This window comes from Capilliphycus salinus ALCB114379, assembly GCF_047276495.1.
In the GTDB taxonomy this organism is placed as follows: Bacteria; Cyanobacteriota; Cyanobacteriia; order Cyanobacteriales; family Microcoleaceae; genus Capilliphycus; species Capilliphycus salinus.
In genome coordinates this window covers 991,199-1,018,031 of the sequence record NZ_CP178543.1, presented here as the reverse complement: position 1 = coordinate 1,018,031, position 26,833 = coordinate 991,199, and the positions used below count along the sequence as shown (strand labels likewise).

The 26,833-nt window shown below is 42.5% G+C and carries 29 protein-coding genes; 15 read left to right on the top strand and 14 right to left on the bottom strand.

Annotated features, from left to right (window positions below; translation table 11 throughout):
- Window position 1: 1 nt before the first annotated feature.
- Window positions 2-352, bottom strand: a complete 351-nt coding sequence (locus ACL6C3_RS04280; protein WP_413165636.1) for a DUF433 domain-containing protein — start codon at window positions 350-352, stop codon at window positions 2-4.
- Window positions 353-540: 188 nt separating this feature from the next.
- Between ACL6C3_RS04280 and ACL6C3_RS04275 the strand changes: the two genes are divergently transcribed.
- A complete protein-coding gene (locus ACL6C3_RS04275) occupies window positions 541-2,550 on the top strand; it encodes an adenylate/guanylate cyclase domain-containing protein (RefSeq protein ID WP_413165634.1) in 2,010 nt (669 codons plus the stop codon).
- Window positions 2,551-2,640: 90 nt separating this feature from the next.
- On the opposite strand, the gene ACL6C3_RS04270 is transcribed toward ACL6C3_RS04275, so the two are convergent.
- From ACL6C3_RS04270 to ACL6C3_RS04235, 8 genes are all read right to left on the bottom strand, one after another.
- Entirely contained in the window at window positions 2,641-2,877 is a 237-nt protein-coding gene (locus ACL6C3_RS04270; protein ID WP_413165632.1) for a hypothetical protein, read from the bottom strand.
- A 111-nt stretch (window positions 2,878-2,988) separates the two neighbouring features.
- A complete protein-coding gene (locus ACL6C3_RS04265; RefSeq protein ID WP_413165630.1) occupies window positions 2,989-3,234 on the bottom strand; it encodes a DUF167 domain-containing protein in 246 nt (81 codons plus the stop codon).
- A 66-nt stretch (window positions 3,235-3,300) separates the two neighbouring features.
- Window positions 3,301-3,756, bottom strand: coding sequence for a dTDP-4-dehydrorhamnose 3,5-epimerase (locus ACL6C3_RS04260; RefSeq protein ID WP_413165628.1), 456 nt, complete (start codon window positions 3,754-3,756; stop codon window positions 3,301-3,303).
- 360 nt (window positions 3,757-4,116) lie between these two features.
- Window positions 4,117-4,206 carry a cytochrome b6-f complex subunit PetN gene (gene petN, locus ACL6C3_RS04255; RefSeq protein ID WP_413165626.1) on the bottom strand — a complete coding sequence of 30 codons (90 nt, stop codon included), beginning with the start codon at window positions 4,204-4,206 and terminating at the stop codon, window positions 4,117-4,119.
- Between the two features lie 106 nt (window positions 4,207-4,312).
- Window positions 4,313-4,759, bottom strand: a complete 447-nt coding sequence (locus tag ACL6C3_RS04250) for a hypothetical protein (RefSeq protein WP_413165624.1) — start codon at window positions 4,757-4,759, stop codon at window positions 4,313-4,315.
- A gap of 6 nt (window positions 4,760-4,765) precedes the next feature.
- A complete protein-coding gene (locus tag ACL6C3_RS04245) occupies window positions 4,766-5,380 on the bottom strand; it encodes a 7-carboxy-7-deazaguanine synthase QueE (protein WP_413165622.1) in 615 nt (204 codons plus the stop codon).
- Window positions 5,381-5,414: 34 nt separating this feature from the next.
- A complete protein-coding gene (locus tag ACL6C3_RS04240) occupies window positions 5,415-5,780 on the bottom strand; it encodes a translation initiation factor (protein ID WP_413165621.1) in 366 nt (121 codons plus the stop codon).
- A gap of 109 nt (window positions 5,781-5,889) precedes the next feature.
- On the bottom strand, window positions 5,890-6,468 hold the full coding sequence (locus tag ACL6C3_RS04235) for a pentapeptide repeat-containing protein (RefSeq protein ID WP_413165620.1): 579 nt from the start codon (window positions 6,466-6,468) through the stop codon (window positions 5,890-5,892).
- Between the two features lie 187 nt (window positions 6,469-6,655).
- On the opposite strand from ACL6C3_RS04235, the gene ACL6C3_RS04230 reads away from it, so the two are divergent.
- From ACL6C3_RS04230 to ACL6C3_RS04215, 4 genes are all read left to right on the top strand, one after another.
- Window positions 6,656-7,870 carry a 5-(carboxyamino)imidazole ribonucleotide synthase gene (locus ACL6C3_RS04230; RefSeq protein ID WP_413165619.1) on the top strand — a complete coding sequence of 405 codons (1,215 nt, stop codon included), beginning with the start codon at window positions 6,656-6,658 and terminating at the stop codon, window positions 7,868-7,870.
- Between the two features lie 219 nt (window positions 7,871-8,089).
- Window positions 8,090-9,880 (top strand): EAL domain-containing protein, encoded by a 1,791-nt coding sequence (locus tag ACL6C3_RS04225; protein WP_413165617.1) that lies wholly within the window; start codon window positions 8,090-8,092, stop codon window positions 9,878-9,880.
- A gap of 379 nt (window positions 9,881-10,259) precedes the next feature.
- Window positions 10,260-12,371: a TIGR00300 family protein gene (locus tag ACL6C3_RS04220; protein ID WP_413165615.1), complete on the top strand. Its 2,112-nt coding sequence runs from the start codon at window positions 10,260-10,262 to the stop codon at window positions 12,369-12,371.
- A 293-nt stretch (window positions 12,372-12,664) separates the two neighbouring features.
- Entirely contained in the window at window positions 12,665-12,847 is a 183-nt protein-coding gene (locus ACL6C3_RS04215) for a hypothetical protein (RefSeq protein WP_413165613.1), read from the top strand.
- 2 nt (window positions 12,848-12,849) lie between these two features.
- Here the strand turns inward: ACL6C3_RS04215 and purN are convergent, their stop codons facing one another.
- Window positions 12,850-13,509 carry a phosphoribosylglycinamide formyltransferase gene (purN, locus tag ACL6C3_RS04210; RefSeq protein WP_413165612.1) on the bottom strand — a complete coding sequence of 220 codons (660 nt, stop codon included), beginning with the start codon at window positions 13,507-13,509 and terminating at the stop codon, window positions 12,850-12,852.
- Between the two features lie 40 nt (window positions 13,510-13,549).
- On the opposite strand from purN, the gene ACL6C3_RS04205 reads away from it, so the two are divergent.
- Window positions 13,550-14,446 carry a carbohydrate ABC transporter permease gene (locus tag ACL6C3_RS04205; protein ID WP_413165610.1) on the top strand — a complete coding sequence of 299 codons (897 nt, stop codon included), beginning with the start codon at window positions 13,550-13,552 and terminating at the stop codon, window positions 14,444-14,446.
- Between the two features lie 529 nt (window positions 14,447-14,975).
- On the opposite strand, the gene ACL6C3_RS04200 is transcribed toward ACL6C3_RS04205, so the two are convergent.
- Genes ACL6C3_RS04200 through rfbF form a run of 4 tightly spaced genes read right to left on the bottom strand, consistent with a single transcriptional unit; the run spans window position 14,976 to window position 19,340 of the window.
- Entirely contained in the window at window positions 14,976-16,208 is a 1,233-nt protein-coding gene (locus ACL6C3_RS04200; protein ID WP_413165609.1) for a class I SAM-dependent methyltransferase, read from the bottom strand.
- A gap of 57 nt (window positions 16,209-16,265) precedes the next feature.
- Window positions 16,266-17,498, bottom strand: a complete 1,233-nt coding sequence (locus ACL6C3_RS04195) for a methyltransferase domain-containing protein (RefSeq protein ID WP_413165608.1) — start codon at window positions 17,496-17,498, stop codon at window positions 16,266-16,268.
- 14 nt (window positions 17,499-17,512) lie between these two features.
- The gene (locus ACL6C3_RS04190) at window positions 17,513-18,559 is read right to left on the bottom strand and encodes an NAD-dependent epimerase/dehydratase family protein (RefSeq protein ID WP_413165607.1); all 1,047 of its coding nucleotides are present in this window, start codon (window positions 18,557-18,559) and stop codon (window positions 17,513-17,515) included.
- 7 nt (window positions 18,560-18,566) lie between these two features.
- The gene (rfbF, locus tag ACL6C3_RS04185) at window positions 18,567-19,340 is read right to left on the bottom strand and encodes a glucose-1-phosphate cytidylyltransferase (protein ID WP_413168253.1); all 774 of its coding nucleotides are present in this window, start codon (window positions 19,338-19,340) and stop codon (window positions 18,567-18,569) included.
- Between the two features lie 428 nt (window positions 19,341-19,768).
- Here rfbF and ACL6C3_RS04180 point away from each other — a divergent pair, with 428 nt between their 5' ends.
- From ACL6C3_RS04180 to ACL6C3_RS04140, 9 genes are all read left to right on the top strand, one after another.
- On the top strand, window positions 19,769-19,987 hold the full coding sequence (locus ACL6C3_RS04180) for a hypothetical protein (RefSeq protein ID WP_413165605.1): 219 nt from the start codon (window positions 19,769-19,771) through the stop codon (window positions 19,985-19,987).
- Between the two features lie 59 nt (window positions 19,988-20,046).
- A complete protein-coding gene (locus ACL6C3_RS04175; protein WP_413165604.1) occupies window positions 20,047-21,036 on the top strand; it encodes a glycosyltransferase family 2 protein in 990 nt (329 codons plus the stop codon).
- The gene (locus ACL6C3_RS04170) at window positions 21,036-21,995 is read left to right on the top strand and encodes a lysylphosphatidylglycerol synthase transmembrane domain-containing protein (protein ID WP_413168252.1); all 960 of its coding nucleotides are present in this window, start codon (window positions 21,036-21,038) and stop codon (window positions 21,993-21,995) included. The genes ACL6C3_RS04175 and ACL6C3_RS04170 overlap by 1 nt, the downstream gene beginning before the upstream one ends.
- Before the next feature lie 305 nt (window positions 21,996-22,300).
- On the top strand, window positions 22,301-22,705 hold the full coding sequence (locus ACL6C3_RS04165; RefSeq protein ID WP_413165602.1) for an NIL domain-containing protein: 405 nt from the start codon (window positions 22,301-22,303) through the stop codon (window positions 22,703-22,705).
- Window positions 22,706-22,745: 40 nt separating this feature from the next.
- Complete coding sequence (locus tag ACL6C3_RS04160; protein WP_413165600.1) at window positions 22,746-23,171, top strand: hypothetical protein; 426 nt, start codon at window positions 22,746-22,748, stop codon at window positions 23,169-23,171.
- Window positions 23,172-24,317 (top strand): succinylglutamate desuccinylase/aspartoacylase family protein, encoded by a 1,146-nt coding sequence (locus ACL6C3_RS04155; RefSeq protein WP_413165599.1) that lies wholly within the window; start codon window positions 23,172-23,174, stop codon window positions 24,315-24,317. It abuts the gene before it with no gap.
- Between the two features lie 345 nt (window positions 24,318-24,662).
- A complete protein-coding gene (locus tag ACL6C3_RS04150) occupies window positions 24,663-25,142 on the top strand; it encodes a flavin reductase family protein (protein WP_413165597.1) in 480 nt (159 codons plus the stop codon).
- A gap of 51 nt (window positions 25,143-25,193) precedes the next feature.
- Window positions 25,194-25,544, top strand: coding sequence for a phenylpyruvate tautomerase MIF-related protein (locus tag ACL6C3_RS04145; protein ID WP_413165595.1), 351 nt, complete (start codon window positions 25,194-25,196; stop codon window positions 25,542-25,544).
- 215 nt (window positions 25,545-25,759) lie between these two features.
- A complete protein-coding gene (locus ACL6C3_RS04140) occupies window positions 25,760-26,803 on the top strand; it encodes a Gfo/Idh/MocA family oxidoreductase (RefSeq protein ID WP_413165594.1) in 1,044 nt (347 codons plus the stop codon).
- Window positions 26,804-26,833 lie beyond the last annotated feature (30 nt).

Sequence of the window (26,833 nt, the reverse complement as noted above, 5' to 3'; positions counted from 1 at the left end):
TTTATGATTTTTCTTCTCGTTTTTGCCTCACTCTTTGCTTAAAATTTGAGGTCTGATGACCCACTCCAATTTCTGTGAGTTCGGCTTGAAGGGTTTTAATCATTTGTTGTTCTTGTTCGATTTGAGCATCAACTTCAGTTTGATAAGTATAGTAATAGCTTAAAGCCGAATAAATTGCCGCCAAGGAAATTTCAGGGTGTTGAAAGTGAAGTTCTTCTGGACTCCAACCATGAGCGTGTTTTTCTTGAATCAATTGAGAGACAAAAATTCGACTGTTGGCAATTTTCGCACGGCGAGACGAGTCGATTTCTAGATATTGCCAAGTTACGGGATTTTCAGTGGTGAATGTCATGGGTGAATGGATATAGAAGGCTATCTGCTGTTTCTATTTTAATCTTTGTTTCTCTTTATAGAAGCCAATAAACACAATATAATGATCGGAAAGTCGGATCGGTGAAATTCAGCCAACTCTGAACTGATTAAGTTAGACTGGTAATGCTTGGTCTGACAGTACGCTTTGCGAACAGTTGAGTAAAATTCATGTTGGTTAGCCCCTCCTCTGTTTTACAATGGTTAAAGCATAAAGCAGCTAATGTTTCCCTGCGAACCGTTTTGATCGTTCCGTTTATTACCCAGGTTGTCACAACTGTTGGTTTAGTCGGTTATTTTTCTTATTATAATGCCCAACAAGCGGTTAATGATTTGGCGTCTCAACTGCGAAATGAACTCACCGCCAGAATTAATCAACAGCTTGGAAGTTATATTAACGCACTTCATTCGATTAATCGTCTGAATGTAGATGCTATAGTTCAAGGTGAAATTGATTTTATTTCCGGTGACGGGGTGAACCAGTTTTTACAACAAATTAAAATAGCACCTTATGTTAATAGTGTTTATTGCGGAGAAGAACAAACGGGTAATTTTATCGGCGTTGGTCGTACCTCTGATGTCAATTTTTTTGAACTAACAATTAGTAACGCTTCCACTGACTATCGTATGCACCGATATCGCTTGGATGTGAGAGCGGATCGAATGTATTTTATCCGCGAACTTAACCCTTATGATCCCCGTATTCGTCCTTGGTATCGAGCCGCTCAAAGTTCGGGTCAAGCGACTTGGAGCGAGATTTATTTGGATTTTACCAGTCAACTTCCCACCATAACAGCAAGTTTACCTGCTTACAGCACCAATGGCAATAGTTTTGTTGGAGTTTGTGGAATTGATGTCTTATTATCAGAAGAATTGCGTCAATTTTTGCAAAAATTAGAGATTGGGGATTCGGGAGAGGCGTTTATTGTTGATCGTTCGGGTAAATTGATTTCCAGTTCGGGTAATGATCGATTAAGAATTAAAAATCAAATGCCACTTAACGCCTCAGATAGCCGCAATTTTTTAGTCAATAAAACGGCCAGATATTTAAAACAAAATTATGGCAACCTCAGAAAAATTCGGCGTTCTCAACACTTTGATTTTCAACTCGCAGGTGAACGTCACTTTGTCGAAGTTTTACCGTTTAAAGATGGTCGGGGTTTGGATTGGTTAATTGTGTTAGTCGTCCCCGAATCCGACTTTATGAATCGCATTCATAGTAACAATCGCACGACTTTTTTACTTAGTGTTATTGCTCTGATTATTACGACAATTTTAGGATTAATTACCGCCCGTTTGATTAGTTTGCCCATTTGTCGTTTGAGTCAAGCCAGCCAAGCGATCGCTCACGGCAATTTTAATCAATCTGTTCAGCCGGAGAATATTAAAGAACTGCGGATTTTATCAACATCTTTTAACAGTATGACTCAACAGCTTCAAGAATACTTTACGGCGTTAGAAAAAACCAACGAAGAACTTGAACAAAGAGTTGAAGAACGAACTTATGAGTTGCGTTATGAAAAAGAAAAATCAGAACAATTATTACTAAATATTTTACCACAAGCCATTGCCGATCAACTCAAACAAGGAGAAACAACGATAGCCTCGGCGATGGAAGAAGTAACGATTTTGTTTGCAGATGTTGTCGGTTTTACGCCTTTATCCGCCAAAGTTCCCCCGATAAAATTGGTGAGTTTACTCAATAAACTTTTTTCCAGTTTTGACCATTTAGCCGAACGGTATAAACTCGAAAAAATTAAAACGATTGGTGATGCTTATATGGTGGTTGGCGGTTTACCCCTTCCCCAAGAAAATCACGCCGAAGCGATTGCGGATATGGCGTTAGAAATGCAAGCCGTTATGGAAAATTTTCAAGCAGAAACGTTTTTAGAAGATCTAGAAGAAAGCGAATCTTTTCAAATTAGAATTGGAATTAACACGGGTTCAGTTATTGCGGGGGTGATTGGAATTAAAAAGTTTATTTATGATTTGTGGGGAGATGCGGTTAATATTGCGTCTCGCATGGAGTCATCGGGAGAACCGGGAAGAATTCAAGTTACAGAAGAAACTTATCAACGATTAAAAGATAATTATGATTTGCAACCCCGAGGCGAAATTTCTGTTAAAGGACGGGGGAAAATGAAAACCTATTGGTTAATGGGAAAGAAACAGTTCAGATAGCGGAATTTCTAGCTCTGGGAATGCCAAAGGTGTTATAATATTATCAGCATTGAGAACGATTTCCGATTGATATCCATTCAAGAATTGAGATTAAAGTACATCCCCCGGTCTTTCTCCATCTACTTCAATTACCAGTAAATCATCGGAATAAAACCATTTAATCTCACCTTTGCGATCGCAAACCGCCACCAAATGAAAATGGTTTTCTTCTTCAACCGCAGTCAGACTCAAACCGGAACCGCTACGGGTTGATTTATAAATCCCAAATCCCGTTCCCATTAAAATATAACGTTTTCCACTTTCTTGATGTTCAACAATCGTTGCCATGTTGATTCACGCTCTTATTTTGAGTATAAGGACTCATTATTAGTTTGAAAACTTTCCCCGATTAAATAGTAACTCTATTTTATCATAAAAGTTCCGCTCAAACTTAAATCTTTAGTCCTCACCGATCATACATGAATCTGGCAACTCGACTAACTTTTTTTTGGAGGATAAACCGGATTTAATGGTCACTTGAGATTTGGGGATATTAAATTGTTTGGCTAACAGGGTAATTAACTCTTGGTTGGCTTTACCATCGACAGGAGGGGATTTCAGATGAACGATAAAACCCCCATGTTCTTCTCTCAAAATTGATTGTTGTTTAGAATTGGGTTTGACTTTCACTTCTATTACAGCCAAAATAGTTCTCCCGATCTGGATTTGATCGGTTCTTATTTTAGCACGGTTGCTGTTAAAATTAATCCCTCAATTGAAACTTGCACCTAAAGTAATAGGAATATTTAGCGATCGCAAAATTGATTCAACCTCAACAAAATCGTAGGGTAAAGGAGGTAGCATCGGACGATAATCTCGTTCGTGGGGTTCTCCGTGACGCAAAACTGCATTGACAACTAAACAGGGTTCTGAACTTAAATTAATTGCACCGTGAGGAACACCGGGGGGAATTTGAATTACTGCGGGAATGCGATCGCTAACGGGAATATAATGATATCGACGATTTTGTAAAACTGCTATTACAAAACTTCCTCGCACTCCGAGAAGTTGATCGGTTTGAAAGTGGTGAACAAATAAGTTTTCAACCGCACCGGGTTCAACTTGCACAAGCAGGGTTTCGTGGCTGGTTTGCGGGGTATAAAACTCAATCATTCCCGTTTTTATTGATTCTAGAGAACGGATTTCAACTTGTTTGGTTAAACTCATTTTAACGCTTTTTAAATTTACTACATCCCTCCAACTTTAAGTTAATTTACTTTTTCTTTATTTTTTGTTAAAAAGATAACGAAATGTAATAAATTTTAGTATTTTTAGCTACCATTTATTAAAAAAAACAAAAAACTACACAGTTAAGAGCTAGCTGTGTAATAATAAAAGATTATAGAAATAGAAATTAAAAACCCGGTTTCTATTCAGTTACCGGGTTTTTGGAATGGGTAGGGTGCATCAAAGCATTCATCTTGTGATGACAAAAGTCAATCTCTGGGATTTGATGCACCCTACTCAAAAAATCTGGGGTGTACAAAAGTCAATCTCTGGGATTTGATACACCTTACTAAAAGAGATTTAGAAGCCGTTACGCGCCCAAACTACCATCGAAATGGAGAAGGTGAACACAACCAAAACGGCGACCCAACCTAATGAGAGAATATCCATAGCAGTGTACTAACGTAATGATGACAAAAATGTTTCAGGTTCGATCATATCTCGAAATTGACCCTACAGCGCAACCGTTTTGGAAGTTGAGATGAAGATAGGGAAACTAGGAAAGCTGTAAGGTTGTGACTCGGTTGGGTGTCTCAGAAACGCTGACACTCAGCAGTTTAACGTGGGGTTCAACGGGTATCTGAGCGAAATACAAACACATTTCTTCGGTGGTCCCGTGAGGACATAAGGGATGTTCGTTAATTTTTTCGGGAAGATCTTCAGCCCAAAGATACAGTTTATTTTCCATTTCTACCATATCCAACCCATACAAATCTCCGGGTTGACAAGTGGCGGCGAGTTCGAGAATAATTTCAAAAGTATGAAGGTGAAAATTCGTCCAAATGGGCGGATTACAATGTTGACGGCGTAAAGTTGCTTTAATCGTATAATTAAAAGTAACGGCTTGATGATGCACTTGATTTTCAAGCGGAATTATCCCTTGATAGGGAACAGTTGGAGAGCGTTTAAGAGGGGAAGGATAGTGCCAACGGGAATCGATCATTTTTATTTAGTCTACACCCAAATATTTATGTAACTGAAGGGAAAGTCGATAGTAAGGATATTGTTTGAGTAAGTCTAAAACGAGAGGAATTGTGTAATCTCGTTGCGTCCATTCGGGCTGTAAAAATACGGGAATTTTAGGATTTTGGGGTAAATATTGCTGGTAAGATTTGAGTTCAGAACCGGTTTCAATAACCAACTTAATTTCTGAAGCCCGTTCCCACATTTTCTCGACGACGGGATAACGAGAATTCAGATGTTCTTTCGGGCTTAACGTTACCCAAACCGATGAAGAAATCGGTTGCCAAAATGAGCCGGAAGTCTCAATCGAAACGGCGCGATCTGTTTTTTCAATACGGCTGACCAGTTCGGGAAGTTGAGGATAAATAAACGGTTCTCCGCCAGAAATCACGACTCTTGGCGATCGCAATTCTGCAATTAATGCTTCAAAAGAACGAACTTGGCGGGGTAAACCCACACCTCCATTTGCATAGCCCGTATCGCAATAATGACATTGAACCGGACACCCCGCTAACCGAATAAAATCCACCGGGGTTCCCGCCCAAAACCCTTCACCTTGAATCGTATTTTGAAACGTTTCATGGATGGCAATTTCATTCATCAACGATGCCCAATCCTTTATCTAACTGACTATTCTATCTACCACTTATTTTAGCTTTGTATCCCAACTTTGTGAGAATCTCAACTAACTTTTGGCTATGATCGCCTTGAATTTCAATTGTATCGTCTTTAAGCGTTCCTCCCGAACCGCACTGAGTTTTCAGTTGCTTGACTAATTTCTGCAAAGTTTCCTCAGAAGATTGAAAACCGGAAATCACGGTCACAGTTTTTCCTTTGCGACCTTTACGAGAAGCTTGAACCGTTAAATTTTGTTGAGCCGGAGGTAAATCCGGTTTACCCCGTTCCAGCGCCGCAGAATCAGTATTTTGACCAAATTCCGAATAAATGACCCGATTTTTCGATGAATTTTTAGCCGAATCCGAATTGTGCTTGGATGCCATAATTGTTTTAACTTTTAATTCCACCTCACCCAAAAAACTCAGTCTGGGTGTAGAGTATCCCCCACAATTTTTGAAAAATCAATGGGGGAAACAATCAAACGAATTAACATTAGCACATTGCCGCGTTAACCCGACGATTATTATTCGCCTCTTCTAAAATAGCACCCTGCTGTTTTAGGGTACTGAGGACCTCAAACGCCAAGCCCATCGCCTTGACAAAAACGGCATCATGGACAACCGCATCCGTCAAATTTGCACCCTTGAGATTGGCGCCTTTGAGATTGGCATGAGTCAGGGTACAATTAACGAGGTCAGCTTTAAACAGGGTTGCTTGACTCAAATCGGCATAGCTGAGGTTGGCACCGGTTAAAATAGCCCCGCTCAAGTCCGCTCCGTGCAAGTCCGCCCCGCTCAAGTCCGCTCCGGTTAAGTCCGCTCGGGTGAGGTTGGCACCGCTGAGGTTGGCGCCGCTGAGGTTGGCACAGTATAAGTTGGCTCCCATCAAATCGGCTTTAAACAGGTTTACCCCCAACAAGTTGGCCCGAAACAGGTTAGCCCGAAATAAGTTGGCACGAAACAGACTCGAACCGCTCAGGTTGGCGTTACTCAGTTCGGCTCGAAATAAGTCTGTGTCGCGAAAATTGCGTTCTCCAGAGGCATAACGGCTTAAAAGTTCTTCACTATTCATGGTTAATCGTTGTTTTTCGTGTTTGCAAGTCGATATACTTTAATTGTCCTCACCGAAAAGCAAAATCAAGCAATTGTTTGTGAAGACTTAATTGTTTGTAATTTTGAGTAAAATTTGTTCAGTTGAGCAGGTTAGTTTGCCGTTTACCGATAAAATAAGGGATAGTTTCAGTCTCGGAGAGCCAGTCATGGCAGAAAAACTTGAAATTCAACCGCGAGTGGGTGTCATTGGCGGCGGACAGTTAGCCTCAATGATGGCAGGTGCAGCCCAGTCTTTGGGGGTTTCTGTGGCGGTGCAAACCCCCAACCTCAAAGATCCTGCGGTTGTGTTGGCGACAGATACAGTTATCGCAGAAATTGAAGATGCTCAAGCCACAGCGAAGTTGGCAAATTGCTGTGATGTGATTACCTTTGAAAATGAGTTTGTTGATCTTGAGAGTCTGTTTCCCCTCAGTCAACAGGGGGTTTGTTTTCGCCCCCGTTTAGAAGCGTTAAGTTTGTTGCTTGATAAATATGACCAGCTTTGTTTTTTGCAAGATTTAGGATTACCTATTCCTCAGTTTAAAGCTTTTACTAAAGGTGAGGATGACGATCAAGTTTTGGAAACTATCGAGAAGGCTTGGGGGTTTCCGGTGGTCTTGAAAACTCGCCGTCACGGTTACGATGGACAGGGAACTTTTATTCTTAACGATGAAGCAAGTTTGCGTTCAACTTGTGAAAAATTAGGCAATACTCCCCTATTGTTTCAGGAGTTTATTCCTTTTGAACGGGAGTTGGCGGCGATCGCGGCCCGTTCGGTGAGCGGTGAGGTGGCGGTTTATCCTGTAGTCGAAACTCATCAGATTAATCAAGTTTGTCGTTGGGTGATTGCTCCGGCTAATATTAGTCCCACTTTAAACGCTCAACTTAATGCGATCGCGGAGACTTTATTGAATAGTTTACAGGCGGTCGGCGTTTTTGGAATCGAGTTATTTTTGACGCCTTCGGGTCAAATTTATCTCAATGAAATTGCTCCCCGCACTCACAATTCCGGTCATTTTACCCTGGATGCTTGTGAAACTTCTCAGTTTGAGCAACATTTACGCGCCGTCTGTGGTTTACCTTTGGGAAGTCCTCAGATGCACTGTCCGGGGGCGATTATGGTGAATTTATTGGGTTATGAACAGGCTACAATTGACCTGCAAACATCCCCGCGACCTGTCTATGGGGACAAGCTACAGCAACTCGCCGAAATTCCCCGTGCTTTTGTTCATTGGTATGAGAAAACCGAATCCCGTCCCGGACGAAAATTAGGTCATGTAACGGTTTTACTGGAGAGTGAATCTCCTGAACAACGCTACATTGAAGCTCAGGCGATCGCTCAAAAAGTTGAATCCATTTGGTACACTGAGAGCAGACAATAAATTACGGGCAATAGTCGCCAAAACCTTTGACGGTTGAGGAGCAAAAATCAGTTGATGTCCTCAGAGCGCCGGGAAAGGCTACGCGGCTAAACTGTTATACTTTTTCAGTAGATTCGGGAGAGAGATACAATTTATCAAGCTATCAATTATAAAATTTAATTTGTATTTTTATGTGTTCAGTTCTAGGTTGTCAACGACTCACTTTAATTAACCCCAGAGATGGATCAACAAACACCAGCCATCGAAACTTATGATATTCTCATTGTTGACGATCAACCCGCCAATTTGCGTTTACTATCGAGATTACTAACTCGCAAAGGATATGAGGTGCGTCAAGCAATTAATGGGACTATGGCTTTACAAGCGGTTCAGGCGAAAATCCCTCAGTTGATCATGTTAGATATTATGATGCCTGATCTTGATGGTTATGAGGTCTGTTCTCTGTTAAAAGCCAATCCCGAAACCGCTGAAGTTCCGGTTATTTTTTTGAGTGCGCTTGATGATGTTTTTGATAAGGTCAAAGCGTTTACAGTCGGTGCTGTAGATTATATCAGCAAACCGTTTCAATCTCAAGAAGTTTTAGCCCGAGTTCAGCATCATCTGGCTTTACAAGCCATGAACCAAAAAATTTCCGAACTGAATGCTGAACTTGAACAACAGGTTAAAGAACGGACTCAGCAGTTGGAACAGGTTAATGCTAAACTGACTCAAATGGCATTTCACGATGAGTTAACAGGTCTGCCAAATCGAACTTTATTTATCAATCGTTTGGAAGAAGCGCTGCAAAATGCTCAAGCTGATTCTTCTTATCAGTTTGCATTACTTTATATTGATTGTGATCGCTTTAAGGTTGTCAATGATTCTTTGGGTCATTCTGTCGGGGATCAGCTTTTGGCTGCTGTCGCCCATCGTTTGGCTGATGCTCTCTCTCAGGTGAAGATTTTAGCACGGTTAGGGGGCGATGAGTTTGCCATTCTCGTTACCAATATTCAAGATATGACTCCCGCAGTACAAGTGGCGGAAAAAGTGATTGAAACTTTATCGACTCCTTTCAAGCTGCAAAAATATGATATGTATGTTAACGCAAGTATTGGTATTGCTTTGAGTAACAGCAGCTACACTCAACCCGAACATATTCTTCGAGATGCAGATGCGGCGATGTACCGGGCGAAAAAACAGGGAAATCGCTATCAAGTTTTTGACGAAACCATACATCAAAAAGCCCTGCAAACTTTTCAAATCGAAACGGATTTACGAAAAGCAATTTCTCTCAACGAATTAAAGCTAAATTATCAGCCGATTATTGATTTGAAAACTGGAAAACTGATCGGCTTTGAGACGTTAGCCCGTTGGATTCATACCCATCGAGGCTTTATTTCCCCAAATGAATTTATTCCCGTCGCCGAAGAAACGGGTTTAATTGTTCCGATTGGATATTGGATTTTAGAAGAAGCTTGTCAACAGTTAAAAGCTTGGCAAATTAGCGGTTTAGCCGATGAAAATCTGACGGTGAATGTGAATTTATCCGCCCGACAATTTTCTCAAGTTGATTTGATCGAGCAAATTGACCAAATTTTAGAAAAAACCGATCTAAATTCTCAAGCACTGAAATTTGAGATTACCGAAAGTGCGATCATGGAAAATCAACAAAAAGCCCAAAAGATTTTAGAACAATTTCGCGATCGCCAAATTCAAATCTGTTTGGATGATTTTGGAACGGGTTATTCTTCTTTGAGTTATTTAGACTCTTTTTCTATTGATACTTTAAAAATTGATAAATCTTTTACCGGACGTTTGGACGGAACTCCCGAACAATTGGGGTTGGTTCCTGTTATTATTAATATCGCTCATCATATGGGAATGGATGTGGTTGCAGAGGGCGTTGAAACCGAAGCACAATTAAACCAGTTAAAAGAACTTGATTGTGATTTTGGTCAGGGTTATTTCTTCGCTAAACCGTTGGATGTGGAAAATGCAACCAAACTGTTAGAATCCTCTCCCCAATGGTAAATCTTTCGGGTGTATCAAACCTGTTAACTTTATGTGATAAAAATTCAGTTGATTTGAGAAACCAGGTTTTTGAAGAAACTGTGTGATAAAAATTCAGTTGATTTGAGAAACCGAGTTTTTGGACGGGAGGTTTTTGGACGGGGTATCGAACCCGTTAATCTTTTGAAAAGAGAAAAAAGCCGTGAGAAATTGATCCCGACGACAGGCGAGAGAATCTGATCGACGAACGAACATCGACGTCCCCCAAGCTGCTACAATAGTAGATTGGCATTATTAACAGAAAAGTTGCCCACTTTTAAACCTGAGAAGTGGGTCGAATGCTAATTGTGTAAACGTTTGTGAATAGCTCTGTTTAGCGTCTACCTAGTTCTTACCTATTATGACTGATTCGATTCGCTTCCTCATGTGTTCTCCAGACCACTACGACGTGGACTATGTGATCAATCCCTGGATGGAGGGCAATATACATAAATCTTCGCGCGATCGCTCCGTCGAACAGTGGCAAAAGTTGTATCATACGCTGAAAGATCATGCAATTGTGGAGTTGGTCAAACCCCAAAAAGGTTGGCCGGATATGGTCTTTACCGCCAATGCGGGTTTAGTCCTCGATAAAACCGTTGTTTTGAGTCGCTTCTTCCACAAAGAACGTCAGGGCGAAGAACCCCACTTCAAAGAATGGTTTGAGTCTCAAGGCTTTACCGTTCACGAACTCCCCAAAGACTTACCCTTTGAAGGCGCTGGAGATGCGTTATTCGATCGCGAAGGACGCTATTTATGGGCGGGATACGGCTTTCGTTCAGAACTCGATTCTCACCCCTTGCTGGCAGAATGGTTAAATATAGAAGTCTTATCGCTGCGGTTGATGGATGAACGCTTCTATCACCTCGATACCTGTTTTTGTCCGTTGAGTGGCGGCTATCTCCTCTATTATCCCCCCGCGTTTGACTCCTATTCTAACCACCTGATCGAAATGCGGGTTCCCCCCGAAAAACGCATCGCTATCGAAGAACCCGATGCCGTGAACTTTGCTTGTAATGCCGTTAATATTAACGAAACGGTGGTGATGAATAAAGTTAGCGATAATCTTAAAGCCAGACTCTCCGAAGCCGGTTTTAACGTTATTGAAACGCCTCTAAGCGAATTTCTCAAAGCGGGAGGCGCCGCCAAATGTTTAACCCTGCGCGTCACCGAACCCATTATTCCCGATCGCCATGCTACCGTACAAATTGAAAGCCGTACCGTTCGCATGGAAGGACACTTACTCGATGCGGGGTTAATTAACCAAGCCTTAGATTTAATTGTCGAAGGTGGCGGAAGTTTCAAAGTTCAACAGTTTAATTTGGGCGAACAGCGCCAAAGTACATCCAGCGCTTTAATTAAAATTACCGCTCCTTCCCATCAGGTGATGGAAGATATTATCAGTCAGTTGATTGATATCGGGGCGGTTTCTTTAGAAGAAGATCTCCGAGATGCGAAGTTAGAACCCGTTAATCAAGCCGGCGTCAGTCCGGATGATTTTTATGTTACCACCATTTATCCAACAGAAATTCGGGTAAACGGAGAGTGGATCAGAGTTCAAAATCAACGCATGGATGGGGCGATCGCCGTAACAGAAACATCTGAAGGAATTGTGGCAAAATGTAAGCTGTTGCGAGATCTCGAAGTTGGCGAAAAAGTTGTGGTTGATGTGGTCGGAATTCGCACAATTCGCAAAACCGAATCCCGCGAACAACGCAATGCCCCCCAAGAATTTGGCTTCATGTCGGCCGGGGTTTCTAGCGAACGTCGGGTAGAATTAATTGTCGAACAGGTCGCCTGGGAATTGCGCCAAATTCGCGATCGCGGTGGGAAAGTTGTTGTTACCGCAGGGCCGGTTGTTATCCACACCGGCGGCGCCGAACATTTATCCCGGTTGATCCGCGAAGGGTATGTACAGGCGTTGTTGGGCGGAAATGCGATCGCCGTTCACGATATCGAACAGGCGATGATGGGGACTTCGTTGGGCGTCGATATGAAGCAGGGAACCGCAGTCAAAGGCGGACATCGGCACCATTTGAAGGTGATTAATGCCATTCGTCGCTGTGGAAGTATTGCCAATGCGGTAGAAAAGGGTTTGTTCAACAGTGGCGTGATGTACGAATGCGTCAAGAATCACGTTCCCTTCTCGTTGGCGGGTTCTATTCGCGATGACGGACCGCTTCCCGATACGCAAATGGATTTGATTAAAGCCCAACAGCATTATACCGAGTTGTTGCAGGGTGCGGAGATGATTTTGATGCTTTCCACCATGTTACATTCGATTGGCGTGGGAAATATGACGGCCGCCGGGGTGAAAATGGTTTGTGTCGATATTAACCCGGCGGTGGTGACGAAACTCAGCGATCGCGGATCGGTTGAGTCTGTTGGTGTGGTGACGGATGTCGGACTGTTTTTGAGTTTGTTAGTCAAGCAGTTGGATAAGTTGACCAGTCGCTATCATCTGGAAGTTTAAAGTGTGAACGGGTGTTAGGTGTCTTAGCATTTCTTTCCAACTTATGCAACTTTTGACGATCCCCCCGCCTGCGGCTTCCCCCCTTAGTAAGGGGGGTTGGGGGGATCAATTAGATAGGGCTTCATAAAGAATTGGTCTCGGTTGATAGGTTTCAGGTGATAGGAAGATCTTTCCTGTTCCCTGTTTCCTGTTCCCTGAAAAACTGGTAACAGATAACTGAAATAGGTTGCTCTATTTCCTCAATTTGTGGTTTACTAGGGGATAAATCCAATCATCTAATCTAATAGTCAACCATGACCACTCATTTTATTACGGCTGAAATTGATGTACAAGAATCTCCCCAAAAGTTGCACCAAGAAATAGAAGCAGAATTGGAAAAACGGGGCGAACCGTTGCGGTGGGCGATCACAAATGTTGACGAAGAACAGCAAAAAGTTCGCGTCGAAGCGGTGGTTACTTCTGAGGAAAAATCCTAATTTTATTCCGGTTGTGAACGTTGAATTTTGGCGATCGCCCCGACTAAAATTTGATGTTCTTTGACTTGAATTCGGGCGTGAAGGCTGTCTGGGGTATCATCCGGTAAAACGGGAACGGCAGCCTGCATTAAAATCGGACCGCTATCAACTTTTAATTCGACTAAATGCACCGTGCAACCCGTTATTTTTACCCCCGCTTCTAAGGCCTGTTCAATGGCACGAATTCCCGGAAAACTCGGTAATAAACTGGGGTGAAGATTGATAATTTTTTTGGGAAAGGCGTCTATTAAAACCGGGGTAACAATTCGCATCCATCCCGCCATTACCACCCAATCTACATCGTATTCGTTGAAGGTTTTAACAATATCTCGATCCAGGTCTTCCCGTTTTGAATAATGGCGGTGATTGAGTAAAATAGTAGTTACACCGAACTTTTTCGCCCGTTCCACCACTTTAGCGTTAGGATTATTATAGATTAAAACCTGAATTTTAGCATTAAGTTTTTGATCGCGAATGGCGATCGCGATCGCTTCAAAATTACTCCCACTTCCCGAGGCTAAAATTCCCAATTTCAAAGGAGAACCCGTTAAAGAAACAGAAGGAATAATTTCGGGAGAAATCAAGCTAGGTGTTGGATCGACAGACGTTAAATCAGAACTCATTGATGGGTTAAAACCTTACAAATTCAATCTTACTATAATCATGAAATCTTCACCAACTTCTAACCAAAGCCTTCTCGATCAAGAAGCGATCGCCGCTTGGATCTTTCTCGCCCCGGCTGCGGTTTTAATGGCTATTTTTGTCCTTTGGCCGATCGCTTACCTATTTTATCTCAGCTTTACTCAGGGTAATTTTACCATCTCCGGGGTGTATTGGGTCGGATTGAAAAATTATTGGCGTCTGTTGGTGAGTCCGGATTTTTGGCAGGTGATGGGGAATACTCTCTATTTTACCATCGCTACAGTCATTCCGAGCTTAATTATTCCCCTGATTTTGGCGGTCTTGTTGGATCAAGCTTTGGCGTTGCGAGGAATTTTGCGGACCGCTTATTTTATCCCTTCTATTACTTCGTTAGTTGCTGTTGGTTTGGGGTGGCGTTGGTTGTTTCAAACAGACGGCCCAATTAACGCTTTTTTATCCAGTTTGGGGTTCGATCCGATCCCCTGGTTAAGCAGTACGGTTTGGGCGATGCCGGTGTTAATTTTACTGAGTATTTGGAAGCAATTGGGCTTTAATATGGTCGTATTTTTAGCCGGACTCCAAGCCATTCCCATCAACCGTTATGAAGCCGCAGAACTTGATGGTGCGAATTTTTTCCAAAAGTTTTGGCACGTTACTTTACCGGGTTTAAGACCGACTTTAGTATTTGCAACGGTGACTACAGTTATTTTTACTTTGCGAAGTTTTGAACAAGTTTATGTGATCACTGGTGGCGGCCCGCTTAACTCAACCAATTTGTTAGTTTATTATATTTACGATCAGGCTTTTTCTCAGTTTGACTTTGGTTATGCTGCGGCTGCGGCTACGATTTTGCTGATTGTTGCCCTAATTTTAGTATACATCCAATTGCAAGTTTTTGAGAGTGAAAATAATCCCTAAAAATTGAGCTATCGTTTCATATCGTATCCGATTAATCAATAATCATTTGTAGGGGCGGGTTCAAATTTACCTTGAATTCTAACAGAAAACGGTTATAAACCCGCCCCGACCCCACCCATAACACTTCTCAGAGGGAGGGCGGGTTTACAGAGGTGATCTCAGGGAATAGATCGCTTAAGTCGGAACCCGCCCCTACAACGAATTTTAGAACGGATATCATATGAACTTACAACTTCTCAGAGGGAGGGCGGCTTCTGTAGGGGCGGGTTCAAATTCACCTTGAATTCTAACAGAAAACTGTTCTAAACCCGCCCCGACCCCACCCATAACACTTCTCAGAGGGAGGGCGGGTTTACAGAGGTGATCTCAGGGAATAGATCGCTTAAGTCGGAACCCGCCCCTACAAAGAATTTTAGAAAGGAAAGAGTCCGAAAAAAAATTACCTTTTTTCAGGGAAATTTGGGGCGATCAAGTCCCCCTTTCTACCCCCATTATTGGGGGTCACGGGGGCGGGGGATTTAGGGGGATATTAAAGGGGAACAACCTCCGTTTTTACGCCCATACCATCTAACATTTTCTGAATTTCATCGCAGTAAATAGCATTCATTACAATTACGCGATCGGGTTGATATTCTTTCAGAAATTCAGGCGACATAATTTGTTTACCCACACCGGGAATAAACTTACCGTGACGGTGAGGATTGATATCAACCACATACTGAATTTTATCAATAGTATCCAGAGTGGTTAGAAACGCAACGCATTTTGAACCCGAACCCCAAACAACGACCCGTTTTCCTTCAGCTTGCCACTGTTCTAAATCCTGTTTCCAGCGACCCAATTTGTTGTTGATTTCCGCTTTAAAATGCTCAACATCCCGCTTTAATTCATCGAGAGTTTCTTCAAAGGGATGAACGGTTTCCGAGGGCATTTCAATCGGCAAAGCTTCGATCATCAAATATTGATCGCCGTAATCCCGATAAAGTTCGGTAATTTCAAAGCCACAAGAACGGAACAAACGAGCCAATGAACCGGGAGTAAAATAGGAACAATGCTCGTAGTAAATATCCTCAAATGCCAAATCTTTTAGAACTCGAATCGTGTCGGGAATCTCAAAGAATACGGGAATATGAGTGCGATCGCCAATGGAACGGCGAACCGTTTGGATAAACTCAAAAGTCGGTTGAATATGTTCTAAAGTGTGGCGACAGCAGATAAAATCCCCCACATATTCGGCGTGTTTTTCCGAGTAATATTCTTGAATAAATTTCACCCGGTTCGCCGCTTCACTTTCAACTCGTCCGGGAACAACACTGGGATCGATTCCAACGCCGCGATTATTTCCCAACTCGCATAACAGGAGTAAAAAGTCTCCTTTGCTACAACCAATTTCGACAATATCTTTATTGCGAAGGTCGTATTTTTCAATCAAACGATTGGCTAAATCGAGGGCAAATTTATTAAAAGTTGGGGAAAAACTTTGTTGATCTTCGTAGTTGGGAGCGTAAGCAGACCAATGAGAATCAAACTTAGTATTCGTAATAAAGCCGCAACTCTCGCAAAATCCTAAAAGAACATCACCGGTCGGAAAATCTAAGGCGTCTTCGGGAGTGGAAAGCATTAAACAGCTATGAACCGGTACGCGATCAACTTGATAGAAAAGAGATAATCCTTGATGACCGCAATTCGGACAAATACAATCCGCTAATGTTTCTTCAACGGTGTAATTTACTGCAAATTCAGACGTTGTTTGTGAACTCATAACTAAACCCCTGGTATATTTTATGCTGATAGCAAGTGCGTCGGAAAAGTCTCGGGTTCAATCGACAATTTTCGGCTTGGGGATGGGAACGATAAATTTACCGCCCTGCTGTTTGTAAGCCTCTTGCTGCTTCATAATTTCTTCGGCAAAGTTCCAAGCCAAAATTAACACGTAATCCGGCTTATCTTCTAACAGCTTGCTTGGGGGAAAAATCGGCAAATGATTAACGCCCATAAACCGACCCTGTTTAAATTTATTCAGGTCTACAATGTAGTCCAAATGGGTTTTATTAATTCCCACATAACTCAACATTGTTGTGGCTTTTGCAGCGGCGCCATAACCAACAACTCGTTTCCCTTGCTTTTTCAAATCCCAAAGGATTTCTAACAAACCGTTTTTCACCGCTTCCACGTTAGCCGCGAAGTCTTTGTAGTAGTCAATGCGATCAACGCCTTGTTCTTTTTCTGCTTCTAAAAGCGACTTCACCGAATCTTTAACCGCTTCTTTTGGTTCTACAAATAAACGCAAAGAACCGCCATGAATTGCCGTGCGTTGAATGTCGTTGAGATAGAGAGAATGTCTTCTGAACAGGTTATCTAAAGCCGTGACCGAGAAGTAACACAAATGTTGGTGATAGATAGTATCAAACTCGCAATGTTCGACCAAATCCACCAAATAAGGGGCTTCAATGACCGCAACTCCCGTATCTTTTAAAAGGATATGAACGCCTTCAACAAAACCGTTTAAATCAGGAACGTGGGCGAGTACATTATTGGCCAGAAAAACATCCGCTTGCTTGCCTTGCGATCGCAATTCTTTCGCTAAATCTTGGGTAAAAAACGTACAAGTTGAAGGAATTCCCGCTTTTTGTGCCGCTTCTACGGGACCCGATGCCGGATCAATTCCTAACACCGGAATTCCCGCTTCAACGAAGTTTTTCAGCATATAACCATCGTTACTCGCCGCTTCAATCACAAAGCTATTCCCATCGAGTTTTCTCGACTGAATAATCGCTTTAGCGCTGTCTCCAAAGTGTTTGAGTAAGGAGGGAGAAACCGAAGAAAAATAGGGATAATCCCGACAAAACAGAATCTCAGGGGGAACACTAACCGTAATTTGAACTAACCCGCAGTCCGGACAAAAAGCCAATTCTAAAGGCGCCGTATATTCGGGTTGATCGAGTTGATCTTTGGTTAACAATCCATCTGCCAAAGGAGTATATCCAAAGTCAATAATTGACTTGAGATTTTGCGAACCACAGGAAAGGCAAGGCGGCATTTGATCGGGCATGGTTTCTACTCTCCTTATAAAGCAGACGCAGCAACATTAGTCTTCCAACGCAAGTTTTCATTCAAGCGTTCTTCAGCGAGTAACTTTTTAATGTGGGCAATTCGCTGATATTTCGGCCCTTCAAATTCTTCGAGCGTTAAACCGATTTTTTTGTAGGTATTGTAGAGTTCGACCGCACCTTTGCGGGTGTTCCACTGGGGCTGAAATTCCGGTAAAACTCGTAAAATTTTACTACAATCTACCCGATAACAACGGGTGTCCGGCCCACCATCTGCGGCGTATTCAATTTCACAGTTGGGAACGGTTTCTTTAACGATATTGGCAATATCTCGAATTTGGTAATTGTCTTCGTTGCGTCCGACGTTAAAGGCTTCGTTATGAATCTTTTCCCGGGGCGCTTCTAAAACGGCAATAAAGGCGCGAGAAATGTCTTCAATATGAACGATGGGGCGCCAGGGTGTGCCATCACTTTTGATGAAAACTTTTCCGGTTGTATAAGCCCAAGCCACCAAGTTATTTAATACCAAATCAAACCGCAAACGAGGAGAAACGCCATAAGCGGTGGCATTGCGTAAAAATGTGGGGCTAAAATTATCATCGGCCAGTTGAGAAACATCCTGTTCAACTAACACTTTAGAACGGCCGTAGGGCGTAACCGGATTGAATGCAGATTCTTCGGTTAACCAGTCGCTTCCACCCGCCCCGTAGTTGCTGCAAGAAGACGAGAAAATATAGCGAGGAATACCCGCTTGTTTGCTCAATTTTGCCAGATGAACAGACGCCAAATGGTTGATGTCATAGGTTAAATTGGGGTTGAGATTTCCCAGCGGATCGTTAGACAGTCCGGCCAAATGAAGAACCGCATCAAACCCTTCTAAATCGGAAATTTCAACATCTCTTACATCTTTGATCAGTTCGGGAATTTCAACAATTCCTTCTCCGAAGGTACTCTGACGATAAAGATCGCTATCTAAACCGACAACTTCATATCCTTTTTCCAGTAGTAAAGGAACTAATATCGTGCCGATATATCCTTTGTGACCAGTTAGTAAAACGCGCATTTTTTATTTATTCCTTCCAAGATTTCCAAGGGGCTTCACCCGTTTCCCAGAGACTTTCTAACCGACGTTTGTCGCGCAATGTATCCATACACTGCCAAAAACCGCTGTATTTGTAAGCCATTAATTGACCATCTTTGGCTAAATTTTCTAGGGGCGCTTTTTCCCACTGAGTATCATCGCCTTCGATGTAATCAAATACTCCGGGTTCTAGTACAAAGAAAGCCCCATTGATCCAACCTTCTCGGGTTTGAGGTTTTTCTGAAAATTCGACAATTTGCTCGCCATCAAGTTCTAAGTGACCAAAACGGGCGGTGGGACGAACGGCCGTCAGTGTTGCCAGCTTACCATGAGAGCGATGAAAGGCCAGCAGATCGTGTAAGTTGATGTCTGAGACTCCATCCCCCCAAGTTAGCATGAAGGTTTCGTTACCCATGTACGGCGCCAAACGCTTGATCCGACCTCCGGTATTGGTGTACAAGCCCGTATCGATCAATTCTACCGTCCAGTCCGGTTTGATTCCTTCGTGCATCTCGACTTTACCCGTCAGTAGATTGACGGTAAGGTTGCTGTTGAGCGAACAGTAGTCAACCATGTATTTTTTGATGACTTCCGCCTTGTATCCCAAAGCAATCACGAAATTATTAAAACTATGTTGGGAGTAGTGCATCATAATGTGCCACATTATGGGCTTTCCCCCAATTTCGACCATCGGCTTAGGTTTTTCTACCGTCTCTTCGGAAAGACGGGTACCCAAACCCCCTGCTAATATTCCAACTTTCATATCAAAATTGATTGATTTTGACATCTTCCTAAAGATAGAGAGTTACATTTGTTGGCACAACTGTCAAGAGACCAAGACCTTTCTTTATTAAACCTTTACAAAAACCCAATTGACGATCATTTTAGCTTCTGTTGATGTAAATAAAAGTTGTTAAGTTCTGGAAAAATTGGATCAGGGCGCCGAGCGATTCAACCGCCGAAAATGAATTTTACACAATCTTTAAGAAAAGTTTGAAATGTTGCTTGGCTGATTGAGAAGCGTCAAGGGCGATCGCTGGCAATACAGGGAATTTTAAGACAATCAATTTCTTCTCATTTTGAAAAAATTTGAAAGATTGTGTAAAATCTCCAAAATTCACTTGTAAATATTCGGTTTGTTAAAGTAGCACTTTAAATTTTTATCAAATTGCCCTAAGCTTTAAAAATTTAGTGAAAGTCTTTCTCCTGATCGCATCAACCAGACGCCTGAAAGCTTCAGTTCAAAACCAAAATTTAGTTAAACCTGAACTCCCACAAGAACTCAGACCGGAACTCACCGACACCTATTTCCGCGATCAGATCCTCGATCGGCAAGATTTGATCGACCGGAAGCTATCGGCTTGGTTAACCGAATACCCCGATCTAGACAAAATGCACGGCGAGGGTTAAAAGTATCATAGCAATTGCAATTGCAACTGCGATACTCAATCCTTCCTGAACACCGAGGAATGACTAAACTTATTATTCAAATTCCTTGCTACAACGAAGAAGAAACCCTGGAAATTGCTCTCGCCCAACTTCCGCGTCAAATTCCGGGGATTGATACCGTAGAATGGCTAATTATTAACGATGGAAGTCTCGATCGCACCGTTGATGTGGCTCGGGCTTGTGGCGTCGATCATCTTGTCAGTTTTGAATACAATCAAGGCTTGGCAAAAGCATTTATGGCGGGAATTGAAGCCTCTCTGAAAGCGGGCGCCGATATTATTGTTAATACCGATGCCGATAACCAATATTGTGCTGAGGATATTCCCCGTTTAATTGAGCCAATTCTACTCGGTTATGCCGAAATTGTTGTCGGCGCCAGACCCATCCGCCAAATTCAACATTTTTCCCCCAGTAAAAAGTTTCTCCAACAACTTGGAAGTTGGGTGGTTCGTTTAGCCAGCAACACAAATATTCCCGATGCACCTAGCGGTTTTCGGGCGTTTAGTCGCAATGCGGCAATGCAAATTAATGTTTTTAATGAGTATACTTATACCCTAGAAACCATTATTCAAGCCGGACAAAAAGGAATTGCCATAACATCGGTTCCCATTCGCACAAATCCCGATTTACGACCTTCTCGTTTGGTTAAGAGTATTCCCTCTTATATTAAACAGTCAATTTTTACAATTGTACGCATTTTTATGACCTACAGACCGTTACGTTTTTTTACGGTTTTCGGGACTATTCCCTTTACAATGGGATTTTTATTATGTGTGCGTTGGCTCGTGTTATTCTTTGAAGATATGACCCGGGCAAGAGCGCCCAGTTTGATTTTAGCGGCAATTTTAATCATCATCGGTTTTCAATTGTGGATGTTGGGTTTAGTTGCTGATGTCATGGCTGTCAACCGAAAAATCTTGGAAGATGTGCAGTTACGATTACGAAGATCGGAATTTGAAAAGTTTACAAAATCAAAACAAAACCTAAGTAATACGGATAAATTGCAGTGATCAAGCGCATCGTTTCTCTTTTGATTAGTTTGGGGATTTTAATCATTCTTTATTCCCAAATTGATCTCGTTGGTTTAGCGGAAATCTTTCAAAATTGCGATCGCCAATGGATGATTATTAGTTTGGGAATGGTGATTCCGATTACAATGATTACCGGTTGGCGACTTCAACAACTCATGCCCCAGGGAAGAAGATTGAGGTTTGCTGAGGCAAATCGTTTAATTTTAGCCGCCAGTGTGCTAAACATGATTTTACCCTCGAAAATGGGGGATATTGCCAAAGCCTACTTCATGCAGCAACGGGGACATTTAAGCGGTTCACTCTCGTTATCTCTGGTTGTATTTGAAAAGACTTGCGATCTGTTATCACTCTTGTTCTGGTGTGTTTTAGGGTTGATCGTTTATCCTGAAAAAGATCTCTTATTTTGGACAATGACCTTGGGTGTGAGTCTGGGCTGGATTGTTGGGTTGTTACTTTTAGGATCTCGTCAACTTGCCGATTACTTTTTCTTACTCGGTCGGAAAGTAGCCCCCAAAAACCTCCGAGAAAAACTCAAAAACCTGCAAGTCTCTTGGGGAGAAATGCACGAGTATTTTTGGGGTGATCAAACTCAATTGTTGAAAATTACTGCAACTTCTGTTTTGATTTGGTTTCTTCATTTGCTGCAAATTTGGTTTTTTATCCTCGCCTTAAACGCTTGGAGTCCATTTTGGGTCAATTTAGCCCTTTCTCCCCTAGCAATTTTAGCCGGATTATTACCCTTAACCTTTGCTGGAGTCGGTACTCGAGATGCGGCATTAATTTTATTTTATCAACCCTATTTTGATGCCACTACTGCTGCTGCGTTAGGGTTACTCTGTACCTCTCGCTATTTCCTCCCCGCAGTGGGTGGACTCCCGTTTTTAGGACAATATGCCACAGTTGGCAAGCCCAAACGTTCTACCCTTTCACAAGATTAAATCCATCAATTAATTAATATCGTTGAATTCTTTGACTTCGTTGAGTTAGCCTGTTCCTTGCGATTTTTCCTAATTTGACTTTCTATAATTGTGCCAACTCAATTGTCTAGAATCCTGAATCTTTAAACTTAGGGAGAATCCAACTTGAACTGCAACGGTTGTGTGAATGAATACTCGTCCATCCTAGCACAATGTTTTCGCTTCTTTGGCTTGCCAACCCCAAAAGCCGACTCAACCCCCGGTTAACCGTTTAACCGGTACGGCGTCAGTGATATCATTAAAGTGATGTTTCCTCGATTGATTGGATGAAAAAACGGGTCACGCTCACCTTTCCCCGCACCTCCGTTCAAATGCCAATCACCTATCGCTTGGCGAAAGATTTTAATGTGGCTTCAAATATTATCCGCGCTCAAGTTACACCGAATCAGATTGGCACTCTTGTTGTAGAATTATCTGGAGATATCGATCAGCTTGAAGCCGCTATTGATTGGTTGCAATCTCAAAATATTAAGGTTTCATTGGAACGGCGGGAAATTTTGATTGATGAAGAAATTTGTGTCGATTGTGGTTTGTGTACCGGTGTCTGTCCCACCGAAGCCTTAACCCTTGATTCGGATACGTTTTATTTAACGTTTACTCGCTCCCGTTGTATTGTCTGCGAACAGTGTATTTCCGCCTGTCCGGTTCAGGCGATTTCAACCAACCTTTAACGCTAAAATATCTTGTTAATGGCATTCTGATATTTAAACCGTGAACAAGGTCACTTGGCTTTCTTTATTCCTGTTGATGTTAACCTATCTCGCTTTGGGTTGGACGCTGTTTCCTGCGGAGATGACTCCCTACGCCTGGGGAGGAATTCTCGGGAGTATTGTTGTATTATGTTTCTTGTTTACCACTCCGATTAACCAGTTACAAAGGCCGATTGTAAAATGGTTTAAAACCGACTTGGGGACTTTTATTTCGGTGCTTTTTGCTTCTTTTATGATTGTGGTGATTGCCACCTATTTAGACACTTTTGCCAAAGTTCTCTTAATTTTGTCGGCGACAACATTATCTCGAATTGAATTGCAAACCCTCGGAATTAGAAGTTGGTCGGCTTTTTTTATCCTCCTGATCACTTGTTTTTCGGGTTTGGCTTTGGGTTTGGGATTTCATTATTTAATCATTGCCATCTAAATGCAACCAACAATTTCAAAAATTCCACTCATTCAACTCGCTTCTGGCGATCGCTTATTTCTGCAAGTCTACAAATTTCAAGGCGCAAAACCCGGAAAAAAAGCCTATATTCAATCCAACTTACACGGGGCTGAAATTAGCGGAAACGCCGTGATTCATCAGTTAATTGCAGATTTAATAAAACTCGACGAAACCCAACTCATCGGTGAAATTTGGCTGGTTCCCGTATGTAATCCCGTCGGTGTCAACCAACGCGCCCATCATTTCTCATCGGGGCGTTATAATAGTTACGATGGCAAAGACTGGAATCGCATTTTTTGGGATTACGAAAAAACCGATATCGATATCGCAGAATTTGCGCGATCGCAGCGCAATTTAACTTTAACAGAAATCCAACAAAACTACCGAAAACAAATATTAGAATCATTCCAAACTCTCCGAGAAAAAAGTAAACATCCCGCTCAAATTCCCTACTCAGAATATTATCGAACCCTCTTACAATCCCTCTGTTTAGATGCGGATTATCTGCTCGATTTGCACAGTTCAACCAATCAAGCCATAGATTATTTATACGGTTTTCAAAGTCGCGAAGAAAGCGCCAAAGCCTTCTTACTCGACTACGGAATCCTAATGAACGACTACGATGGCGATGCCTTTGACGAAGCCTTTATCAAACCCTGGTTAGCCCTAGAAAAACACCTTTCTGAACAACTCGGAAAACCCGTTAAATTTGATATCGAATCCTGGACATTAGAACTCGGTTCGGGAATGAAAATGAATCCCGAATCCGTCGAAAAAGGAATCCGGGGAGTCAAAAACTATTTAGCCAGTAAAAACCTGTTAAAACTCGATAACTTTCCCTTACCCGAAACCCAAAATTATCCCTTAAAACTAACCCTAAAAACCCGGGTAAAACGATATTACTCACCCACAGGGGGAATGATACAAAATCGAGTTGAACTCGGAAAATTAGTCAAAAGCGGAGAAACCCTCTATGAAATTCTCAGCTTTAACAAAACCGAAGAATTACCCCAAATTATCAAAGTCAAAGCCGAAGTAGACGGAATAATTTTTGATGTTTCCACCAATCATACCGTCAATCAATGCGACTATGTATTAGCAATCATGGAACAAACCTCAACCTAAAGATAGTTGACATCAACAGGCAATAGGCAATAGGCAAAAGGCAACAGGCAACAGGCAATAGGCAATAGGCAAAAGGCAACAGGCAACAGGCAACAGGCAACAGGCAATAGGCAACAGGGAACAGGCAACAGGCAATAGGTAAGGGGAAAGGGGAAAGGGGAAAGGGGCAAGAGTTTTTTCGATGGCTTCTTTTCTCCTGAACTTCTGAACTCCTATAAATTCCCGTATCGACTCATCAGTATTTTTCGGTGGGTGAAACCAGTTGACCTGTGAAAAAAACTCGGCGATTCGGTACCGAACATTGATAAACTAAAACCTGTAAAACGACTCAAAATAAACAGACCCTTGCTAGACGAACAAGCCAAAACCACAATCCTCCGCAAAATCCCTCACGCCCTGTACATTTGCGGAGTCAAAGACGGGGAAGAAGTCAACGGCTTCACCGCCAGTTGGGTAATGCAAGCCTCCTTCAAACCGCCTCTCGTCGTCAACTGCGTCAAACAAGACTCCAAGTCCCACGCGATGATAGAAGCCAGCGGAGTCTTTTCCCTCAGCTTTCTAGAAGACGGCCAAAAAGAAATGGCTCAAAAATTCTTCAAACCGCAGCGTCGAGTCGGAAACAAATTTGAAGACGTCGAATTTTACCTCGGAGAAACCGGCTGTCCAATTATCTCCGACTCCCTCGGTTACGTCGAATGTCGGGTAGTCGGTAGCGTACCCCAAGGCGACCATACCGTATTTGTAGGCGAAGTGATTGCCGCAGGCGTCCACCGAGACGGAGAAATTTTATCACTCGCCAGCACAGGCTGGAACTATGGCGGCTAAAAACCCCAAAAACCCGATTTCAAAGATTCTCAACCTCTAAAAACTCTAGCCATGCCTTTGATAAAAGTTCAAACCTCAGTCCCCACCCCAGAAAAATCGGAAGTCGAAAGCCTACTCAAAAGCCTGTCCGCCTCCTTAGCCCAACATCTCGGAAAACCCGAATCCTATGTAATGACAGCCTTTGAACCCGATGTTCCCATGACCTTCGCCGGCACAACAGACCCGGTTTGTTACATGGAAATCAAAAGTATAGGCTTACCCGAGAGTAAAACCAAAACCATGAGCGCCGACTTTTGTCAGAAAATCAACAAAACTCTGGGCATACCCGTCAACCGCATTTATATCGAATTTGCCAACGCTCCCGGAACCCTGTGGGGCTGGAATGGAACAACCTTCGGCTAAAACGAGACATCAAAAAACCCAATTCTCTGTGAACTCAAAAATTTCTCCGGTTAAGGAACCTCAATCCGGCTTAGAAATTCTTTACAAAGTAAGAGGCTGTGATACTATCTGGATGGATTTGCACGACTTATTCAGTAGGCAATACAAGCCTATAGCCTGTGGTGGAGGAGAGTCCAGGGATGCTCAATAGGATGTCAGAGGGATTTTTAACTGGTATGGGAAACCATAGCCAGCCACACCCCCTGCGAATTGGGGTGATTGGCGTTGGTAATATGGGACAACATCACACCCGAGTTCTGAGTTTACTCAAGGATGTGCAGTTGGTGGGTGTGGCTGATATTAATGTTGAAAGAGGCATCGATACTGCTAGTAAGTATCGAGTTCATTTTTTTGAAGATTATCGCGATTTACTCGAACACGTCGATGCCGTTTGTATCGCCGTTCCCACTCGTTTACATTATTCGGTGGGAATGACCTGTTTACAAGCGGGGGTTCACGTTTTAATTGAAAAACCGATAGCCGCCAGTATTTCTGAAGCCGAATCTTTGGTGAATGCTGCGGCTAAGTATCAACGAATTCTCCAAGTCGGCCACATTGAACGCTTTAACCCCGCGTTTGGGGAGTTGAGTAAAGTCCTCAAAACCGAGGAATTGCTCGCTTTAGAAGCCCATCGCATGAGTCCCTACTCTAACCGGGCTAACGATGTTTCTGTCGTCTTAGATTTGATGATACACGATATCGACTTGCTGTTAGAGTTGGTGGCTTCTCCCGTTGTTCGCCTAACGGCTAGCGGGAGTCGGGCGGCCGATTCCGGGTATTTAGATTATGTTACCGCAACACTGGGCTTTGCGAACGGAATTGTGGCGACTTTGATTGCCAGTAAAGTTACCCACCGGAAATTGCGTTCAATTGTCGCCCATTGTAAAAATTCTCTGACTGAAGCTGATTTTCTCAATAATGAAATTTTGATTCACCGTCAAACAACGGCGAATTATGTAACAGATTATGGTCAGGTGCTTTATCGTCAGGATGGGTTAATTGAGAAAGTTCACACCAGCAATATTGAACCTTTACACGCGGAGTTAGAACATTTTGTTCACTGTGTTCGCGGAGGAAATCAACCCTCGGTTGGCGGCGAACAGGCTCTCAAGGCTTTACGCTTGGCGAGTTTAATTGAACAAATGGCACTCGAAAGCCAAGATTGGAATTTAGAAGAATTAGAGTATCGTTTAAATTCCTCAACCGTTCGAGTCCATTAAACCCCCTAAATTCAAAGTAGTTGCTTAAGC

Bases quoted from the DNA above. Each gene is read 5' to 3' on its own strand.
- ACL6C3_RS04245 (WP_413165622.1), bottom strand. From the start codon at position 5,380: ATGAATGAAATTGCCATCCATGAAACGTTTCAAAATACGATTCAAGGT.
- ACL6C3_RS04270 (WP_413165632.1), bottom strand. From the start codon at position 2,877: ATGGCAACGATTGTTGAACATCAAGAAAGTGGAAAACGTTATATTTTA.
- ACL6C3_RS04190 (WP_413165607.1), bottom strand. From the start codon at position 18,559: ATGCGCGTTTTACTAACTGGTCACAAAGGATATATCGGCACGATATTA.
- ACL6C3_RS04275 (WP_413165634.1), top strand. From the start codon at position 541: ATGTTGGTTAGCCCCTCCTCTGTTTTACAATGGTTAAAGCATAAAGCA.
- ACL6C3_RS04225 (WP_413165617.1), top strand. From the start codon at position 8,090: ATGGATCAACAAACACCAGCCATCGAAACTTATGATATTCTCATTGTT.
- ACL6C3_RS04240 (WP_413165621.1), bottom strand. From the start codon at position 5,780: ATGGCATCCAAGCACAATTCGGATTCGGCTAAAAATTCATCGAAAAAT.
- ACL6C3_RS04200 (WP_413165609.1), bottom strand. From the start codon at position 16,208: ATGAGTTCACAAACAACGTCTGAATTTGCAGTAAATTACACCGTTGAA.
- ACL6C3_RS04195 (WP_413165608.1), bottom strand. From the start codon at position 17,498: ATGCCCGATCAAATGCCGCCTTGCCTTTCCTGTGGTTCGCAAAATCTC.
- ACL6C3_RS04145 (WP_413165595.1), top strand. From the start codon at position 25,194: ATGCCTTTGATAAAAGTTCAAACCTCAGTCCCCACCCCAGAAAAATCG.
- petN (WP_413165626.1), bottom strand. From the start codon at position 4,206: ATGGATATTCTCTCATTAGGTTGGGTCGCCGTTTTGGTTGTGTTCACC.
- ACL6C3_RS04205 (WP_413165610.1), top strand. From the start codon at position 13,550: ATGAAATCTTCACCAACTTCTAACCAAAGCCTTCTCGATCAAGAAGCG.
- rfbF (WP_413168253.1), bottom strand. From the start codon at position 19,340: ATGAAAGTTGGAATATTAGCAGGGGGTTTGGGTACCCGTCTTTCCGAA.
- ACL6C3_RS04250 (WP_413165624.1), bottom strand. From the start codon at position 4,759: ATGATCGATTCCCGTTGGCACTATCCTTCCCCTCTTAAACGCTCTCCA.
- ACL6C3_RS04175 (WP_413165604.1), top strand. From the start codon at position 20,047: ATGACTAAACTTATTATTCAAATTCCTTGCTACAACGAAGAAGAAACC.
- ACL6C3_RS04280 (WP_413165636.1), bottom strand. From the start codon at position 352: ATGACATTCACCACTGAAAATCCCGTAACTTGGCAATATCTAGAAATC.
- ACL6C3_RS04235 (WP_413165620.1), bottom strand. From the start codon at position 6,468: ATGAATAGTGAAGAACTTTTAAGCCGTTATGCCTCTGGAGAACGCAAT.
- ACL6C3_RS04220 (WP_413165615.1), top strand. From the start codon at position 10,260: ATGACTGATTCGATTCGCTTCCTCATGTGTTCTCCAGACCACTACGAC.
- ACL6C3_RS04140 (WP_413165594.1), top strand. From the start codon at position 25,760: ATGGGAAACCATAGCCAGCCACACCCCCTGCGAATTGGGGTGATTGGC.
- ACL6C3_RS04165 (WP_413165602.1), top strand. From the start codon at position 22,301: ATGAAAAAACGGGTCACGCTCACCTTTCCCCGCACCTCCGTTCAAATG.
- ACL6C3_RS04215 (WP_413165613.1), top strand. From the start codon at position 12,665: ATGACCACTCATTTTATTACGGCTGAAATTGATGTACAAGAATCTCCC.
- ACL6C3_RS04155 (WP_413165599.1), top strand. From the start codon at position 23,172: ATGCAACCAACAATTTCAAAAATTCCACTCATTCAACTCGCTTCTGGC.
- ACL6C3_RS04230 (WP_413165619.1), top strand. From the start codon at position 6,656: ATGGCAGAAAAACTTGAAATTCAACCGCGAGTGGGTGTCATTGGCGGC.
- purN (WP_413165612.1), bottom strand. From the start codon at position 13,509: ATGAGTTCTGATTTAACGTCTGTCGATCCAACACCTAGCTTGATTTCT.
- ACL6C3_RS04260 (WP_413165628.1), bottom strand. From the start codon at position 3,756: ATGAGTTTAACCAAACAAGTTGAAATCCGTTCTCTAGAATCAATAAAA.